This window comes from Ruegeria sp. R8_1, assembly GCF_017743815.1.
Classification (GTDB): Bacteria; Pseudomonadota; Alphaproteobacteria; order Rhodobacterales; family Rhodobacteraceae; genus Ruegeria; species Ruegeria lacuscaerulensis_A.
Genome location: NZ_JAGHRL010000011.1, coordinates 43,885 through 58,710, shown reverse-complemented (window position 1 = coordinate 58,710; position 14,826 = coordinate 43,885). Strand labels below are relative to the sequence as shown.

The 14,826-nt window shown below is 58.5% G+C and carries 21 protein-coding genes; 8 read left to right on the top strand and 13 right to left on the bottom strand.

Annotation, left to right across the window (positions count from 1 at the left end):
* Window positions 1-8 precede the first annotated feature (8 nt).
* From acpS to folK, 7 genes are all read right to left on the bottom strand, one after another.
* The gene (acpS, locus tag J7380_RS19400) at window positions 9-431 is read right to left on the bottom strand and encodes a holo-ACP synthase (protein WP_209198214.1); all 423 of its coding nucleotides are present in this window, start codon (window positions 429-431) and stop codon (window positions 9-11) included.
* Window positions 428-1,051, bottom strand: a complete 624-nt coding sequence (locus J7380_RS19395) for a LysE family translocator (RefSeq protein ID WP_209198203.1) — start codon at window positions 1,049-1,051, stop codon at window positions 428-430. The genes acpS and J7380_RS19395 overlap by 4 nt, the downstream gene beginning before the upstream one ends.
* Entirely contained in the window at window positions 1,048-1,794 is a 747-nt protein-coding gene (locus tag J7380_RS19390) for a pyridoxine 5'-phosphate synthase (RefSeq protein ID WP_209198202.1), read from the bottom strand. Before J7380_RS19390 ends, J7380_RS19395 begins: the two co-directional genes overlap by 4 nt.
* The gene (locus tag J7380_RS19385; RefSeq protein ID WP_209198200.1) at window positions 1,787-2,485 is read right to left on the bottom strand and encodes a DUF2062 domain-containing protein; all 699 of its coding nucleotides are present in this window, start codon (window positions 2,483-2,485) and stop codon (window positions 1,787-1,789) included. The genes J7380_RS19390 and J7380_RS19385 overlap by 8 nt, the downstream gene beginning before the upstream one ends.
* A 16-nt stretch (window positions 2,486-2,501) precedes the next feature.
* Window positions 2,502-4,634 (bottom strand): bifunctional (p)ppGpp synthetase/guanosine-3',5'-bis(diphosphate) 3'-pyrophosphohydrolase, encoded by a 2,133-nt coding sequence (locus tag J7380_RS19380; protein ID WP_209198198.1) that lies wholly within the window; start codon window positions 4,632-4,634, stop codon window positions 2,502-2,504.
* A gap of 26 nt (window positions 4,635-4,660) precedes the next feature.
* Entirely contained in the window at window positions 4,661-5,014 is a 354-nt protein-coding gene (rpoZ, locus tag J7380_RS19375; protein ID WP_170356736.1) for a DNA-directed RNA polymerase subunit omega, read from the bottom strand.
* A 94-nt stretch (window positions 5,015-5,108) separates the two neighbouring features.
* Window positions 5,109-5,678: a 2-amino-4-hydroxy-6-hydroxymethyldihydropteridine diphosphokinase gene (folK, locus tag J7380_RS19370; RefSeq protein WP_209198195.1), complete on the bottom strand. Its 570-nt coding sequence runs from the start codon at window positions 5,676-5,678 to the stop codon at window positions 5,109-5,111.
* A gap of 139 nt (window positions 5,679-5,817) precedes the next feature.
* On the opposite strand from folK, the gene J7380_RS19365 reads away from it, so the two are divergent.
* The 7 genes from J7380_RS19365 (at window position 5,818) to J7380_RS19335 (ending at window position 10,256) form a co-directional block, all read left to right on the top strand.
* Window positions 5,818-6,390: an NYN domain-containing protein gene (locus tag J7380_RS19365; RefSeq protein WP_170356738.1), complete on the top strand. Its 573-nt coding sequence runs from the start codon at window positions 5,818-5,820 to the stop codon at window positions 6,388-6,390.
* Between the two features lie 184 nt (window positions 6,391-6,574).
* Entirely contained in the window at window positions 6,575-7,525 is a 951-nt protein-coding gene (gene ispH, locus J7380_RS19360; protein ID WP_209198193.1) for a 4-hydroxy-3-methylbut-2-enyl diphosphate reductase, read from the top strand.
* A complete protein-coding gene (locus tag J7380_RS19355) occupies window positions 7,522-7,974 on the top strand; it encodes a DUF3429 domain-containing protein (RefSeq protein ID WP_209198191.1) in 453 nt (150 codons plus the stop codon). Before ispH ends, J7380_RS19355 begins: the two co-directional genes overlap by 4 nt.
* On the top strand, window positions 7,971-8,558 hold the full coding sequence (locus J7380_RS19350) for a class I SAM-dependent methyltransferase (protein WP_209198189.1): 588 nt from the start codon (window positions 7,971-7,973) through the stop codon (window positions 8,556-8,558). The genes J7380_RS19355 and J7380_RS19350 overlap by 4 nt, the downstream gene beginning before the upstream one ends.
* The gene (gene rnhA / locus J7380_RS19345) at window positions 8,551-9,018 is read left to right on the top strand and encodes a ribonuclease HI (RefSeq protein WP_209198186.1); all 468 of its coding nucleotides are present in this window, start codon (window positions 8,551-8,553) and stop codon (window positions 9,016-9,018) included. Before J7380_RS19350 ends, rnhA begins: the two co-directional genes overlap by 8 nt.
* Window positions 9,015-9,638: a trimeric intracellular cation channel family protein gene (locus J7380_RS19340; RefSeq protein ID WP_209198178.1), complete on the top strand. Its 624-nt coding sequence runs from the start codon at window positions 9,015-9,017 to the stop codon at window positions 9,636-9,638. The genes rnhA and J7380_RS19340 overlap by 4 nt, the downstream gene beginning before the upstream one ends.
* A 15-nt stretch (window positions 9,639-9,653) precedes the next feature.
* Complete coding sequence (locus J7380_RS19335) at window positions 9,654-10,256, top strand: alpha/beta hydrolase (RefSeq protein WP_247742657.1); 603 nt, start codon at window positions 9,654-9,656, stop codon at window positions 10,254-10,256.
* 2 nt (window positions 10,257-10,258) lie between these two features.
* Here J7380_RS19335 and speB read toward each other — a convergent pair whose 3' ends face one another.
* From speB to def (J7380_RS19305), 6 genes are all read right to left on the bottom strand, one after another.
* Window positions 10,259-11,080 (bottom strand): agmatinase, encoded by an 822-nt coding sequence (gene speB / locus J7380_RS19330; protein WP_209198176.1) that lies wholly within the window; start codon window positions 11,078-11,080, stop codon window positions 10,259-10,261.
* Window positions 11,081-11,143: 63 nt separating this feature from the next.
* Window positions 11,144-11,380, bottom strand: a complete 237-nt coding sequence (locus tag J7380_RS19325) for a GlsB/YeaQ/YmgE family stress response membrane protein (RefSeq protein ID WP_170756074.1) — start codon at window positions 11,378-11,380, stop codon at window positions 11,144-11,146.
* Between the two features lies 1 nt (window position 11,381).
* A complete protein-coding gene (locus J7380_RS19320; protein WP_170756075.1) occupies window positions 11,382-11,618 on the bottom strand; it encodes a hypothetical protein in 237 nt (78 codons plus the stop codon).
* Window positions 11,619-11,623: 5 nt separating this feature from the next.
* Window positions 11,624-12,538: a methionyl-tRNA formyltransferase gene (fmt, locus tag J7380_RS19315; RefSeq protein WP_209198174.1), complete on the bottom strand. Its 915-nt coding sequence runs from the start codon at window positions 12,536-12,538 to the stop codon at window positions 11,624-11,626.
* A 2-nt stretch (window positions 12,539-12,540) separates the two neighbouring features.
* On the bottom strand, window positions 12,541-13,035 hold the full coding sequence (gene def / locus J7380_RS19310) for a peptide deformylase (protein WP_209198171.1): 495 nt from the start codon (window positions 13,033-13,035) through the stop codon (window positions 12,541-12,543).
* Window positions 13,032-13,550: a peptide deformylase gene (def, locus tag J7380_RS19305; RefSeq protein WP_209198164.1), complete on the bottom strand. Its 519-nt coding sequence runs from the start codon at window positions 13,548-13,550 to the stop codon at window positions 13,032-13,034. The genes def (J7380_RS19310) and def (J7380_RS19305) overlap by 4 nt, the downstream gene beginning before the upstream one ends.
* A gap of 94 nt (window positions 13,551-13,644) precedes the next feature.
* Here def (J7380_RS19305) and J7380_RS19300 point away from each other — a divergent pair, with 94 nt between their 5' ends.
* Window positions 13,645-14,817: a PatB family C-S lyase gene (locus tag J7380_RS19300; RefSeq protein ID WP_209198162.1), complete on the top strand. Its 1,173-nt coding sequence runs from the start codon at window positions 13,645-13,647 to the stop codon at window positions 14,815-14,817.
* Window positions 14,818-14,826: the final 9 nt, after the last annotated feature.

Genomic DNA, 14,826 nt, shown 5'->3' with positions numbered 1-14,826 from the left:
CGGAGAGGTTAGTCAAGGCTGGCCGCTGCGTTCGTGATGGCGCGCGCCTCAATCACCACGAAAGCCTGCGCCCAAGGGTGGTCGTCAGTGAGGGTGACGTGAATGATCGCCTCGTGCCCGGCCGGGGTCATTTCCTTAAGACGTTCGGCGGCCCAGCCAGTCACGTGCATAACAGGCTGACCGGTTTTCAGGTTGGTGACTGACATGTCCTTCCACGCGATACCCATGCGCAGACCGGTGCCCAGCGCCTTGGAGCACGCTTCTTTCGCGGCCCAGCGTTTGGCATAGGTGCCCGCCGTATCGGCGCGGTGTTCCGCCTTGCGCTGTTCTGTTTCAGTAAAGACACGGTTGCGGAACCGATCACCGAACCGGTTGAGCGTGCCCTGAATTCGCTCGATATTTGCGAGATCTGTACCGATGCCTAGGATCATGAAAAGCGGACTGTCAATATCTTATAGCTCGCCAATCCAAAGAACCCGGCAAAGGCAAAGTCAAACCAGCGACGGGCGCGGCGATAAGTGCAAACCATGCGATCGGATGAAAACAGAAACGCATAGCTTACAAAGATCAGCACAGACCCTCCATAAAGTAAGGCGAAATAGCCGAGTAGCATCGGCAAGCTGGCGTCGCTCGGCGCCACAATTGCATAGATCGAGCCCCAGCTAAGGATTGCCTTGGGGTTGGTCAAATGTATCCCCGCGCCTTTCGCAAAGATGACGGGCAGTGAACCGGTGACAGGTTGACCTAACGCGGCTTCATCCGAATTCATAGCCCGGCGAAGTGCCTTGAATGCCAGCCAACCCAGATACGCAACTCCGAAATAGCGGATAACCTCGAACACCCAGATATTGGCCAGCATGACAGCTGAAAGCCCGAGCGCGGCGGCGACACCCCAAGCAGCAGATCCCGCACAAATACCCAAGGCGAAGACCAGACCAGCGCGGCGCCCCTCGTTCATAGCGGTTCCGGCGATTCCCATTGTGGCAGGCCCCGGAGACCCGCCAGCCATCAACCATGCCAACCAAATGGCGACGAAGCCGGATGTTATCATGCCCGCGCCTCATCCATCAGCCGTCGCATCTCGGCAATCGCCGGGGTCAGGCCGCGAAAGATAGCCTCTCCGATCAAGAAGTGGCCGATGTTCAACTCGCGCACCTCAGGGAAAGCCGCGACGGGCTGCACCGTGTCATAAGTCAGGCCATGGCCTGCGTGGACTTCCAACCCAAGCGAATGGGCAAATGCGGACATCTCGCGCAGGCTGTTCAGCTCTTGGTTGGCTACGTCTGTGTGACCCTCGGAGACGGCGTCGCAATAAGCACCAGTGTGCAGTTCGATCACCTCGGCACCGATACGATGCGCGGCTTCGATCTGGCGCTGGTCGGCGGCGATGAAGATGGAGACGCGGCAGCCCGCGTCGCGCAGGGGGGCGATGAAATGGGCCAGCTTGTTTTCCTCGCGCGCGACTTCCAAACCGCCCTCGGTCGTCCGTTCCTCGCGCTTTTCGGGAACGATACACACTGCATGCGGTTTGTGCCGCAGGGCGATCTGCTGCATCTCGGGGGTGGCCGCCATCTCAAAGTTCAGCGGGACCGACAGAACCTCCATCAACCCGTCAATATCCGCGTCCGAGATATGGCGGCGATCTTCGCGCAGATGGGCTGTAATGCCATCAGCCCCGGCCTCTTCGGCCAGTTTCGCGGCGCGCAGAGGGTCAGGATACGCCCCGCCACGCGCGTTGCGCACAGTAGCCACGTGGTCGATATTCACGCCCAGACGCAGGGGATTGTCAGACATCGCTTGATTCCTTTGCCGAATTCTGGCCCGAGCCTAGTGGTTTTGAAACGGAAACGGCAGGCTTGGATTCTGCCAAACGGCGAATTTCGTCAAATTTCGCTTTGATTTTGGCGCGCCGCCGCTGCTGGTAGGTTCGGATCAAAGGCAGGCTCAGATAGTGGCAGATCGCCCCGGCCAGCAAACCGGGCAGAATGCCCCCTATCAGATAGGGAAAGAACACTTCGTCATAGAATATACGCAACCCGGACCAATCAGCCATACGATCCGTGAAAATGGCAATGAAATTGTCCTTGAGGTCGCCCAGCGCGTCGGCAAACTTGCCCATAAGTCCATGGGTGTCGCCCTCCTGAAACTCGGTTCCCAAAATGAAATGGCCGGCCTGAAGGCAGATGACACCAATCGGAACGTAAGTGAGCGGGTTTCCGAAAAACGTTCCGCTCAACGCAGCCAGAATATTGCCGTTGATCAGCCGCGCAGCCAAAGCCGCAATAAAGAAGTGAAATCCGTAGAATGGAGTAAACGCTGCGAACACCCCTGCCCCGATACCACGCGCGATACGTTCAGGAGAGTCCGGCAACCGGCGAACGCGGTGTTTGACATAGTGGAACGCGCGGGTCCATCCGCCACGGGGGTAGACGAATTCAGATGCGATCTGGACAGGCGAGCGTCGATCTCGGCGCTTGAAAACCACTCCTGATCACCCCTTCTCAGCCAGCCGCCACGGCGGTCTTGGTCCTGTCTCTGTAGCGTTCGACCGCAGCAACATCGCTTTCTGCCTCAAGCATCAGCATCAAAGAATGAAGCTGTTCAAGGTCGCGCAGTTCGACATTGATCAGAAGACGGTAAAAATCCGGTTTGCGGTCGACGAATTCAAGGTTCGAGATATTGGCCTTTTTCTCACCGATCAATGTGCAAATACGCCCCAGTACGCCCGCATCATTGCCAATGGTCAGATCCAGCGTCGCGCCATAGACCGCCGGATGGGTGCCCGTGTGCCAATGCAAATCCACCCAACGTTCGGGTTCGCCTTCAAACTCTGTCAGGCGGTCACAATCTATGGCATGCACCACCACCCCTTTGCCACGATAGGTGATGCCGACAATCCGCTCTCCCGGCAGGGGCTGACAACATGGTGCCCGGTCGAATTTCTGACCCGGCTCAAGACCAATCACAGCGCGGCGCAGCGGGATCGCGTCCCCTTCATCCTGCGTAAGCTCAGGGTAAACGGCCGTAACCACATCATGGGCCGTCAGTTCGGCACTGCCCAATCGGGCCAACAATTCGTGTCGGTCCTTCAGACGCAAATGCTTGGCCGCCGTATCCAGCGCCTTGTCCGTCGCCTTTCGGCCCACATGTTCGAACCCCGAGCGCGCCAGCTCTTTGCCCAATTTGATGAAACGCTCGCGGTCCACCTCGCGCAGAGCGCGTCGGATGGCGGTGCGGGCCTTGCCGGTGACAGCAATCTCAAGCCAAGTGACTTGCGGGGTTTGGCCGTCTGCGGTGATGACATCAACCGATTGGCCGTTCTTGATCCGGGTCCACAGCGGCACTCGGATACCGTCTACCTTGGCCCCGACACAGGCATGGCCAATCCGCGTATGGATCGCATAGGCGAAATCGATTGGTGTCGCCCCACGCGGCAGTTTCACCACATCGCCCTTGGGCGTGAAGCAGAACACCTGGTCCGAATACATCTCAAGCTTGACGGCTTCGAGGAAATCTTCGTGATCATCCTCGCTATCGAATTGCTCAGTCAGGTTGGCGATCCACTTGGCCGGATCGACGGCGAACGGGTTTTCCGACCGCACCCCGTCGCGGTACGACCAGTGCGCAGCCACACCCGTCTCGGCCACATCGTGCATCTGGCGAGTACGGATCTGAACCTCGACCCGTTTGCCATCCCGCCCCGACACGGTGGTGTGAATCGAACGGTATCCGTTCGATTTTGGCTGGCTGATATAGTCCTTGAACCGTCCCGGCACCGCGCGCCAGCGCTGGTGGATCGCGCCCAGCGTCCGGTAACAATCTTCTTCCGTCTGGGTGATGATGCGGAACCCGTAGATATCAGACAGACGCGAAAAGCCCTGATCCTTTTCCTGCATCTTGCGCCAGATTGAATAGGGTTTTTTTGCTCGGCCGAACACCTCGGCTTCGATCCCAGCCTTGTCCAATTCAAGGCGCATGTCGCCGGTGATCCGATGGATCACATCGCCGGTTTCCCGTTGCAGAGTAATAAACCGCCGGATGATCGACTGCCGACCTTCGGGGTTCAGCACGCGGAAGGCCAGATCCTCCAGTTCTTCGCGCATCCATTGCATCCCCATACGGCCCGCAAGTGGCGCGTAGATATCCATCGTCTCGCGCGCTTTTTGAACCTGTTTCTCGGGGCGCATCGCCTTGATCGTGCGCATGTTGTGCAAACGGTCTGCCAGCTTGACCAGAATGACCCGCAAGTCTTTGGACATGGCCATGAACAGCTTGCGAAAATTCTCGGCCTGTTTGGTTTCCCTGCTGGACAGCTGCAGGTTGGTCAGCTTGGTGACGCCATCGACCAGCTTGGCCACTTCATCCCCGAACAGCTCGGATACCTTGCCGTAATTGGCCTTGGTATCCTCGATCGTGTCATGCAGCAGTGCGGTAATGATCGTGGCATCATCCAGACGCTGTTCGGTCAGGATGGCGGCCACGGCAACAGGATGTGTGAAATAAGGTTCGCCAGAGTGGCGGAACTGACCTTCATGCATCTGGCTTCCGAACTCATAGGCACGGGCGATGCGGTCAGCATTTGTCTTGGGGTTGTAGTTGCGGACCAGCGCAATCAGGTCTTCAGCAGAAATCATCCGGTCCGCACCTTCGTTTTTGGGGATTACCCCTGGCCTTGAGCCTCCATAAGAGCGCGCAGCAGCTTCTCTTCGGACATGTCATCATCTGCGGGCTTGTCGGATTCCGCACCCATCAGCAGCGCCATCTGATCCTCTTCGGGCTCATCAACCTCGATCTGGGTCTGGTTGGCCTCGATCAGGCGTTCGCGCAGTTCATCGGCGCTTTGGGTTTCGTCGGCGATTTCGCGCAGCGATACAACCGGGTTTTTGTCATTGTCGCGGTCCACAGTGATCGCAGCACCTGCGGAAATCTCACGCGCACGATGGGCGGCAAGCATCACCAGCTCAAACCGGTTTTGTACCTTGTCTACGCAATCTTCTACCGTCACGCGGGCCATGGGGCGCTCTCCGTTTCTGAATCCATGTCAGGAAGAGGTTTATCTAAGGGCGAATCCCTGCATTGACAAGCAGGAAATGCCGCAAATGCACTGATCACAAAGGGGTGACGGCGGCAATATCTTCGGCCGGCAGGGCTGCCACCATTTCCCGGACCGTCAGACCTAGCACGGGATGGTACCAATCCGGGGCGACATCAGCCATTGGCACCAGCACGAAAGCGCGATCCTGAAGACGCGGATGCGGCAGGACCAACTGGTCCGGCGCCTGCTGCATCTGTTTTTGTGAGGGCAGCGTCCGCCATTGGTTATAGGTTGATGTATCCGGAAGCACTTGGTCGCCGAAACATACCAAATCCAGATCCAACGTCCGCATCCCCCAGCGCTGTATTCGTTCGCGCCCGAATTCGTGTTCGACCTCATGCAGCAGTTGCAACAAGTCTGCAGCTGACTTGTCCGTGTCGACCAAAACAGCCGCGTTCACGTAATCCGGTCCAGCACCCGCTGGAAAACAGGGGGTCTCGTAGAATCGGCTGACGGCGCGAATCACCAAGCCCTGACGTGAAATTGCGTCAATTGCCTGTTCTAGTGTCACCTTGGGTCCGCAGCCTCTCAAATTGAGATTTGCGCCCAATGCAATGACCGATTCTGACGTAAATTTGCACATACTATTCCCTATATTCGGCGAATTGCATACTTGCGATACACATTAAATGCCCTAATTATAGGCGTATCAGCGCGCCGCCAATTTCCTAGCTCACTCACGTAACACCCGGCGTTCTGGTAGATACCGGAAGGACCTATTTATGTTTTATAAAGACGAACGGCTAGCGCTGTTCATCGACGGCTCGAATCTTTATGCGGCCGCGAAAGCACTTGGATTTGACATCGACTACAAACTGCTGCGTCAGGAATTCATGCGCCGCGGGAAGATGCTTCGTGCTTTTTACTACACAGCGCTTTTGGAAAATGACGAGTATTCGCCCATCCGCCCCCTGGTCGACTGGCTGCATTACAACGGCTTCACCATGGTGACGAAACCGGCAAAAGAATACACCGACAGCATGGGGCGTCGGAAAGTCAAAGGAAACATGGATATCGAACTGACCGTCGATGCCATGGAACTGGCACCGCGCGTTGATCACATCGTGCTGTTTTCGGGCGATGGGGACTTCCGCCCTCTGATAGCAAGTCTGCAACGTCAGGGCGTGCGCGTTTCAGTTGTGTCGACTATTCGCAGCCAGCCTCCGATGATCTCGGATGAGTTGCGCCGCCAGGCCGACAACTTCATCGAGCTTGAAGACCTGCGCGATGTGATCGGCCGCCCTCCGCGTGACATTCCGATGGAACCGCGCAGCGTGGCTGCAAGCGGTCAGTAACACGCGCCAAACACCAAAAGATAAAGAACGCGGTCAGGGTTGATGCCCTGACCGCGCATCTTAAACTAGAAACAGGTGATGAAACATCTGTTTGATAGCATTGATTCATGTCAGATGAATGACACTGTCCTGTCTGGACCATGGCGAGGAAAAGACCTACCTGTGGCCTTAAGGAGAACGTGACATGACAAAGCCATCCCTGACGCTGTATCTGGCAGCACCGCGTGGGTTCTGCGCCGGTGTAGACCGGGCGATTAAGATTGTGGAAATGGCGCTACAGAAATGGGGCGCTCCGGTCTACGTGCGCCACGAGATCGTGCACAATAAATTCGTGGTGGACGGGCTGCGTGATAAAGGTGCGGTGTTCGTCGAAGAACTGGATGAATGCCCCGATGACCGGCCGGTAATTTTTTCGGCTCATGGCGTTCCAAAATCGGTACCTGCAGCAGCTGCCCAGCGCGAGATGATCTACGTCGACGCGACCTGTCCGCTGGTGTCCAAAGTCCATGTCGAAGCGCAGCGCCATGCCGAGGCCGGGTTGCAGATGATCATGATCGGTCACAAAGGGCACCCCGAAACTGTCGGCACAATGGGGCAACTGCCCGAGGGCGAGGTTCTACTGGTCGAAACCGTCGAAGACGTCGCCACCGTCGCTGTGCGTGATCCCGACAAGCTGGCCTTTGTAACGCAAACGACCCTGTCCGTTGATGACACCAAGGACATCATCGCAGCGCTACAGGCGCGGTTTCCAGCCATTGTCAGCCCACACAAAGAAGACATTTGCTACGCGACCACGAACCGACAGGAAGCTGTCAAAGCTGTGGCCCCCAAATCCGATGCGCTGTTGGTTGTGGGGGCACCCAATTCGTCCAATTCACGTCGTCTGGTCGAAGTTGCCGCACGCGCCGGGTGTAACTATGCGCAACTGGTACAGCGTTCGACAGATATCGACTGGCGCGCCTTGGAAGGGATTTCCTCGGTCGCGATCACTGCTGGTGCGTCTGCCCCAGAGGTCTTGGTGAATGAAGTGATCGACGCATTCCGAGATCATTTTGATGTAACGGTCGAATTGGTCGAAACAGCGGTTGAAAACGTCGAATTCAAAGTCCCGCGCGTTTTGCGCGAACCGGCATGAGCGGTATTCCACGCGCCCCTTTGGTTCTGGGGCTGGCCGGGTTGATCCCCTTCGTCTGGGGGGCGCTGACTTACCTGAACGATGATCTGCATGCCTGGGGCACACAGGCGCTGGGGTCCCGTTTCGTGGGGCCTTACGTTCAACTGTTCTACGGCTCGATCATCCTCAGCTTTATGTCTGGCGTTTTGTGGGGGTTTGCGACGAAGACATCGGGCAGTAAGGCTGCGACCTGCTATCTGTTGTCCGTTCTCCCCGCGCTTTGGGCCTTTTTCAAAACGGGCGGTGGCCCCGTCGCGGCAGGTACCAACCTGATGTGGGGCTTTGCCGGGTTACTTTTGCTGGACGCTGTGTTCTCATACTGGCGACTGACGCCGGTTTGGTGGATGCGTCTGCGCATGTTGCTGACAGCCGTCGTTCTGGTCTGCCTTGCCGTTGGAGTATACTTGTGACCGACAAAAGAACGATTGAGGCCTATTCCTCGCGCGTCGCTGATTACCTCAGTGTTCCCCTACCCCCTGAACAGATCGAAGCCCGCATGGCCTTTGCAGAAGCGGTCGTGGAAGGTGGATACGTACTGGATCTCGGGGCCGGCCCGGGATCGGACAGCGCCTTTCTACAACGGCAAGGTCTGCGCGTCCGCGCCATCGACGCCACACCCGCTTTTGTCGAACACGCGCGTGAAAACGGCGTGGACGCTCAACTGGGGACGTTCGACGACGTGACCGAAGAGGCCGAGTATGATGGAGTCTACGCAAGTTTCTCGCTGTTACATGCCCCTCGCGCCGATTTCCCCCGACACCTGTCAGCCATCCACAAGGCGCTGAAACCCGCAGGGGTCTTTTTCCTGGGATTAAAACTCGGGACTGGTGAACATCGCGACGATCTGGACCGCCGTTACACCTATTTCTCGCAGACTGAAATCGAAGAGGCGCTGTCCCAGACCGGATTCACCATCGACTGGATCACCACGGGCGTGGGTGCGGGGCTTGCGGGCTCGTATGACGGTTTCATTCTGGTGTTGGCCCATGCCTGAGCTGTTTGCCTATACCGACGGCGCATGTTCCGGCAATCCGGGCCCCGGCGGCTGGGGCGTCCTTTTGCGCGCGATGGATGGCGACAATGTCCTGAAAGAGCGGGAACTCAGCGGCGGTGAGGCCGAGACCACAAACAACCGCATGGAGCTGCTGGCTGCGATCAGCGCGCTCGAAACGTTGGACCGGGCCTCGAAGATCACCGTTGTGACAGACAGCGCCTATGTGAAAAACGGCGTCACAGGGTGGATTTTCGGGTGGAAGCGGAACGGCTGGAAAACCTCGAACAAGAAGCCTGTCAAGAATGTCGATCTGTGGCAGCGCCTGGACGAGGCGCAAACTCGTCATGACGTGACCTGGGAATGGGTCAAAGGCCACGCGGGCCACCCTGAAAACGAGAAGGCCGATGAACTGGCCCGCGCCGGCATGGCCCCGTTCAAGCCAAAAAAGACACAGGCATGAGCTGGCTGGCGCTGCTCGACTATGCCTCGGTTCTTGTGTTCGCACTGACCGGGGCGCTGGTGGCCAGTCGGGCGCAGCTGGATCTGGTGGGCTTTGCCTTTATCGCCAGCCTGACCGCCGTGGGTGGCGGCACTGTCCGTGACTTGCTGCTAAACCGCGACCCGGTTTTCTGGGTCGGACAACCGGATTACATCCTGATCGCAGTGGCCGCCGCCGTATTGGTGTTCTTCACCGCACATCTGGTGGAAAGCCGCTATAACTGGTTGATCTGGCTGGACAGTTTTGCACTGTCAATCGCCGTCGCAGCCGGATCAGCCACCGCTTTGTCGCTGGGGCAGTCGGGCGTGATCGTCGTGTTGATGGGGATCAGCACCGGATGTCTGGGCGGGTTGATGCGCGATGTGGTCTGCAACGAAGTGCCTCTGGTGCTGAAACAGGGCGAACTTTATGTCTCGTGCGCCTTTGCCGGGGCGCTGACCGCTGTTGCAGCCAGCCGCCTTGGGCTGGACGATCTGGCCGTTCTGGCCTCGTGCGCGCTGGTCTGCTGGGCCTTGCGGGCGGGGTCATTGCTGTTTGGTTGGAAACTGCCTGTCTACAAAAGCCGCCCACCGCGTGTTTGAATAGGACCTCTACGCATGAAACCTGCATTTTGTATCGTCATCGCCGGACTCGCCGCCCTCGCTGGCTGCGGTCAACAATATGACCCCATGCAGTTTGCCGCGCAGGGAGATCAAATCGTGGCCACAGGTACGATCGACCATACGACGCTGGATGCGTTTCTTGAGGTCACCCAGCGAAACCCCGACGCAAAAACACTGGTGTTAAGCTATATCGAAGGCTCGATGGACGACGACGCGAATGTGGTTTTTTCCCGCGTGGTCCACGAACAAGGCTTCGATACGATTGTGCCCTCAGACGGGCTGATCGCTTCGGGCGGAACCGACCTGTTTCTGGCAGGGAAGCGCCGCGTGCTGGAGCCCGGAGCCTGCGTCGGCGTCCACAGTTGGGGCGGCTGGAACATCGTCGCCACCGAGATCCCCGAGGACGACCCGGAACATGACCGATATCTGGACTATTTCGAAGATATCGGCGTGGATGAGGCGTTCTACTGGTACACGCTGGACGCCGCCCCGTCCGAAGGGATGCACTGGATGAGCGCGTCCGAGGCTGACCGGTTCGAAATGACCACGGGTGGCGCACCCCGTCTGGGATCAGCCGCCCAATGTGACGCGCGTTAGGATCAGCGCGACAGCAGACGCCCGCCAATTTCCTTGACGAATTTCGCCGCCACCATCGCGGTGATCCCATAGGGATCGCGGTGGGGGTTCAGCTCGACGATATCCGCGCCAACCAACTGGCCCTTGAAACGGTGGATCAGGTTGATCACCTCACGCGTGCTCAGCCCACCGGGCTCGTGATGCGAAACACCGGGCGCAAAGGCCGGGTCCAGCGCGTCCAGATCCAGCGAGAGGTAAACCGGGCCGTCAAAGCTGATCTCAAGATCCGGGCTCCAGCTTTGCATGTCGATGACTTCGACGCCGAACTTGTCGGCCTGTTCCTGCTGATGTTTGTTCATGGTGCGGATACCGACCTGTACCAGACGATTGATCTGACACGTCTCCATCACCCGCGCGAAGGGGCAACCGTGACCCAGCGGGCCGACCTGCTGGCTGTCATAGAGGTCGGGGTGCGAGTCGATATGCAGGATGTTCAGCCCCTCATACCGCTCTGAGTGCGCTTTGATCAGCGGATACGCGACCGAGTGGTCGCCCCCCAGCGACAACAGCCGCGCGCCGGTTGCGATGCGTTCGGCGGCCCCGGCCTCGATCCGGTCGATGGGTTCCTGTCCAATCATCTCGAACACGTCCAGATCGCCCGTATCCTTGAACCGGTCGGTTGCGCCCAGATCGGTGCCGTCTTCGGCAGTCAGGTTGGCGGCTCCGGAATGCAGTGCCTCGCGGATACGGCCGGGGGCAAAAGCGGGCCCCTGCAGGAACGAGGAATGCAGGTCCAGCGGAACGCCCATCAGGGCAACGTCACCGTGGTTCAACTCATGCGACATGGGGCACCTTTCGGATAGAATTTCCCGGCGATCTGGCCGGGTTCGCCCTGAAAGGTCAAGGGGTCAGCGACGCAGATATCTCTGCCAGATCCAGATCACCAACAAAGCGCCCAGAACCGCGCCAACAAAACCCGACAGCCAGCCCGCCACGGCAATCAGGGCACGCAGGATAAACCCGCCCACCAATGCGCCGACAATGCCGATCAGCATGGTTGTGGGGATATCCGCCTCGATCCGCATCAGGCGGGTCGCCAGAAACCCGGCTGCAGCTCCGATGATGATCAGGGCGATGACGGGCACGTTATTTCCTCCAATGAGTCGGAACGATGATGAGCGCACCAATCGAGGACAGCACGGCATCAAAACCAGGCGGCCCAAAGCTGATGCCGAACATGATCCGGACAAAGTAAAACAGGAACGCTCCGCCCACACAAATGATGATTGAGGGCAGATACCCATTGTGGGTAAATCCCGTCTTCTCAGACAGATATCCTACGATGCCAGCGATAACCACCGTTCCCATCAAGACCATGAACATCTACTTTACCCCGACGTTAAATTGGTCCCAGCTGCGACTGGCCAACCCCTTAGGAAAGTTGCTGCATCCTGCGCTGCTTTCCCAGCCCGCTGCAAGCGCAACAGGTCAATCGCGCCATCGCCACAGGCAACGCGGAGGGTATCATCCAACAGCTCACCTGGCTGCCCCTGCCCCACTGCCAACCGAGAGGCCAACAGCTTAATACGCTCGCCTCCAATCTCGGTCCAGGCGCCGGGAAAAGGGGACAGGCCGCGGATTTGCCGGTCGACCTCGACGGCTGGGCGGGTCCAGTCGACACGCGCCTCGGATTTGTCGATCTTTGCCGCGTAAGTCACTCCGTCCTTGGGCTGAGGTTCCGGTGTCAGGTCCGATAAGGTGTCCAACGTTTCCACAATCATCGCTGCACCCATTTCTGACAGTCTGTCATGCAGGTGCGCCGTGGTTTCCTGCGTCCCGATATCGGTGGCACGTCGCAAAAGGACCGGCCCGGTATCCAGTCCGGCCTCCATTTGCATGATGCAGACGCCGGTCTGAGCGTCCCCCGCCATGATTGCGCGCTGCAGCGGCGCGGCCCCGCGCCAGCGCGGTAAAAGGCTGGCGTGAATATTCAGACACCCCTGTTTAGGCGCATCCAGAACGGGTTGCGGCAACAGCAGACCATAGGCCACGACAACGGCCACATCCGCTTTTAGCGCTGCGAAGGCTTCTTGTTCTTCGATCGACTTTAATGACACCGGGTGACGAACATCAAAGCCAAGCGCTTCGGCCCGTGCATGAACAGGGGTTGGCCGGTCTTTCTTACCCCGCCCTGCCGGGCGTGGTGGTTGGCAGTAAACAGCGGCGATCTCATGCCCGGCTTCGACCAGCGCGTCCAGTACCGGCACCGAGAAATCGGGCGTTCCCATGAAAATGATGCGCATTTCTACCCCTGCTTTCTAGCTTTTCGCAGCAGCATATCGCGTTTGACCTTGCTGAGACGGTCGAAATACATCCGACCGTTCAAGTGGTCGATCTGGTGCTGCACGCTGGTGGCCTCAATCCCTACAAAATCACGACGATCGATCATGCCCTGTTCGTTTAAGAACTTTACCGTCACCGCGCGCGGGCGCTTCACCTTGGCCGAGACACCGGGCAGGTTCGGGCTGGCTTCATCATGCTCGCGCAGTTCAATCGAGCTGTGCAGGATTTCCGGGTTCGCCAACCGCACCGCACGCCCACGCTCGGTCGAGCCATCCACCACGGCCAGCCGCAACATCACTCCGATCTGAGGGCCCGCAAGACCAACACCAGGCATCGCCTCCATCGTGTCGATCATGTCGTCCCAGATGGCGCGGATTTCATCGGTAATCTCGGCCACGTCCTCGGCCTTGGTCCGCAGGCGTTTGTCGGGCCAAGGCAGGCAGGTGCGAACGGTCATGCGCGGGCCTTTTCGCGTTTCAACTTCTGCATCTTACGCGTGATCATCTGGCGCTTCAGCGGCTTGAGATAATCGATGAACAGCTTACCGTTCAGGTGGTCGATCTCATGCTGCACGCAGGTCGCCCAAAGGTCATCAAACGTTTCTTGCTGTGCGTTACCGTCACGATCCATCCAAGCCACCTCTACCACTTTGGGGCGGGTGACTTCGGCATATTGTTCGGGGATCGACAGGCAGCCTTCTTCATAAACATTTGTTTCGTCCGAAGAGGCCACGATCTCGGGGTTGAACATGATCAGAGGGCGCGGTGCCTCGCCCTCTTCCTTGACGCAATCCAACACGATCAACCGATCCAGGATGCCAATCTGCGGTGCGGCCAGCCCGATACCAGGAGCGTCATACATCGTCTCCAGCATGTCATCAGCCAGTTTGCGCAGTTCATCCGTCATGTCAGCAACGGGGGCGCAAACTTTTTTCAAGCGCGGATCGGGGTGAATAAGTATTGAGCGTTTCATGTCGTTGATTTAGGCCATCGCGCCCCCCGCCGCAACGCCCCCCTTGCACCCGCCACGATTGTGACTAGCTTTCCGTCCGACAGATGGAGACAACATGACGTTTAACGACCAGATCGACCGCCGGGGCACCAATAGTTCTAAATGGGATAAGATGGAGCGCCTTTACGGCGTGTCACCGGATGACGGGCTGGCCATGTGGACGGCCGATTCCGATTATCCCACGGCGCCATGTGTTGTCGATGTCGTGCGGCAGGCGGCGGACCATGGGGTTTTTGGCTATTCTTGGATGCACCCGGACTATCTGAGTTCGGTCCAGTGGTGGATGAAGAACCGTCATGGATGGGACATCGACACCGATTGGGTCCTGACTTCACAGGGGTTGGGGAACGCGATCGCCCTATGTCTGGACGTCTGGACCGAACCGGGCGACGGAGTGGTCATCTTTTCGCCCGTTTACCATGAGTTTGCGCACAAGGTGAACAAATCCGGGCGCAGGTTGGTAGAGTGCCCATTGGTGCGCGATGGCGACAGCTATGGGGTGGATCTGGACGATGCGCAATCGCGGCTGGACGGATCAGAAAAGATGCTATTGTGGTGTTCGCCTCAGAACCCTTCGGGGCGGGTCTGGACACCAGATGAGCTGCGCGCCGTTGCAGCTTTTGCCGAACGGAATGGGCTGGTTCTGGTGTCAGATGAAATTCATCATGACCTGGTCTATCCCGGCCAAACGTTTGTCCCGATGGACGTGGCCGCCCGGGATGCGCGGCCCTGGACCGTAACGCTGACGGCACCTTCCAAAACGTTCAACATCGCCGGTCAGCGCACTGGCAACATGATCATCCCAGACCCCAAATTGCGCGCGGCCATGCGCAACCGCATCCAGACGCTGGACTACGACCCCAGTGCGCTTGGCGTGGCGATGATCACGGCCGCCTACACCCCCGAGGGTGCCGCATGGGCCGACGAGCAGATCGTACATCTGGACAGCAACCGCCGTCTGTTTGATGCAACGATTGCGGAAATCCCCGGCCTTTGGTCCATGCCTCTGCAGGCGACCTATCTGGCCTGGGTTGATTTCTCGGGAACTGGAATGGACCACCCCGAATTCATTCGCCGCCTGCGTCAGGATGCCAAAATCGCCACCACATCTGGCCCCGGTTTCGGCGCGGGCGGAGAAACCTTTGAGCGGTTCAACCTGGCCACCCAACGCAGCCGTGTAGAGGACGCCTGTGCGCGGCTTAAACGCGCCTTTGCCGATTTGCAGTGAGGCGGGCGT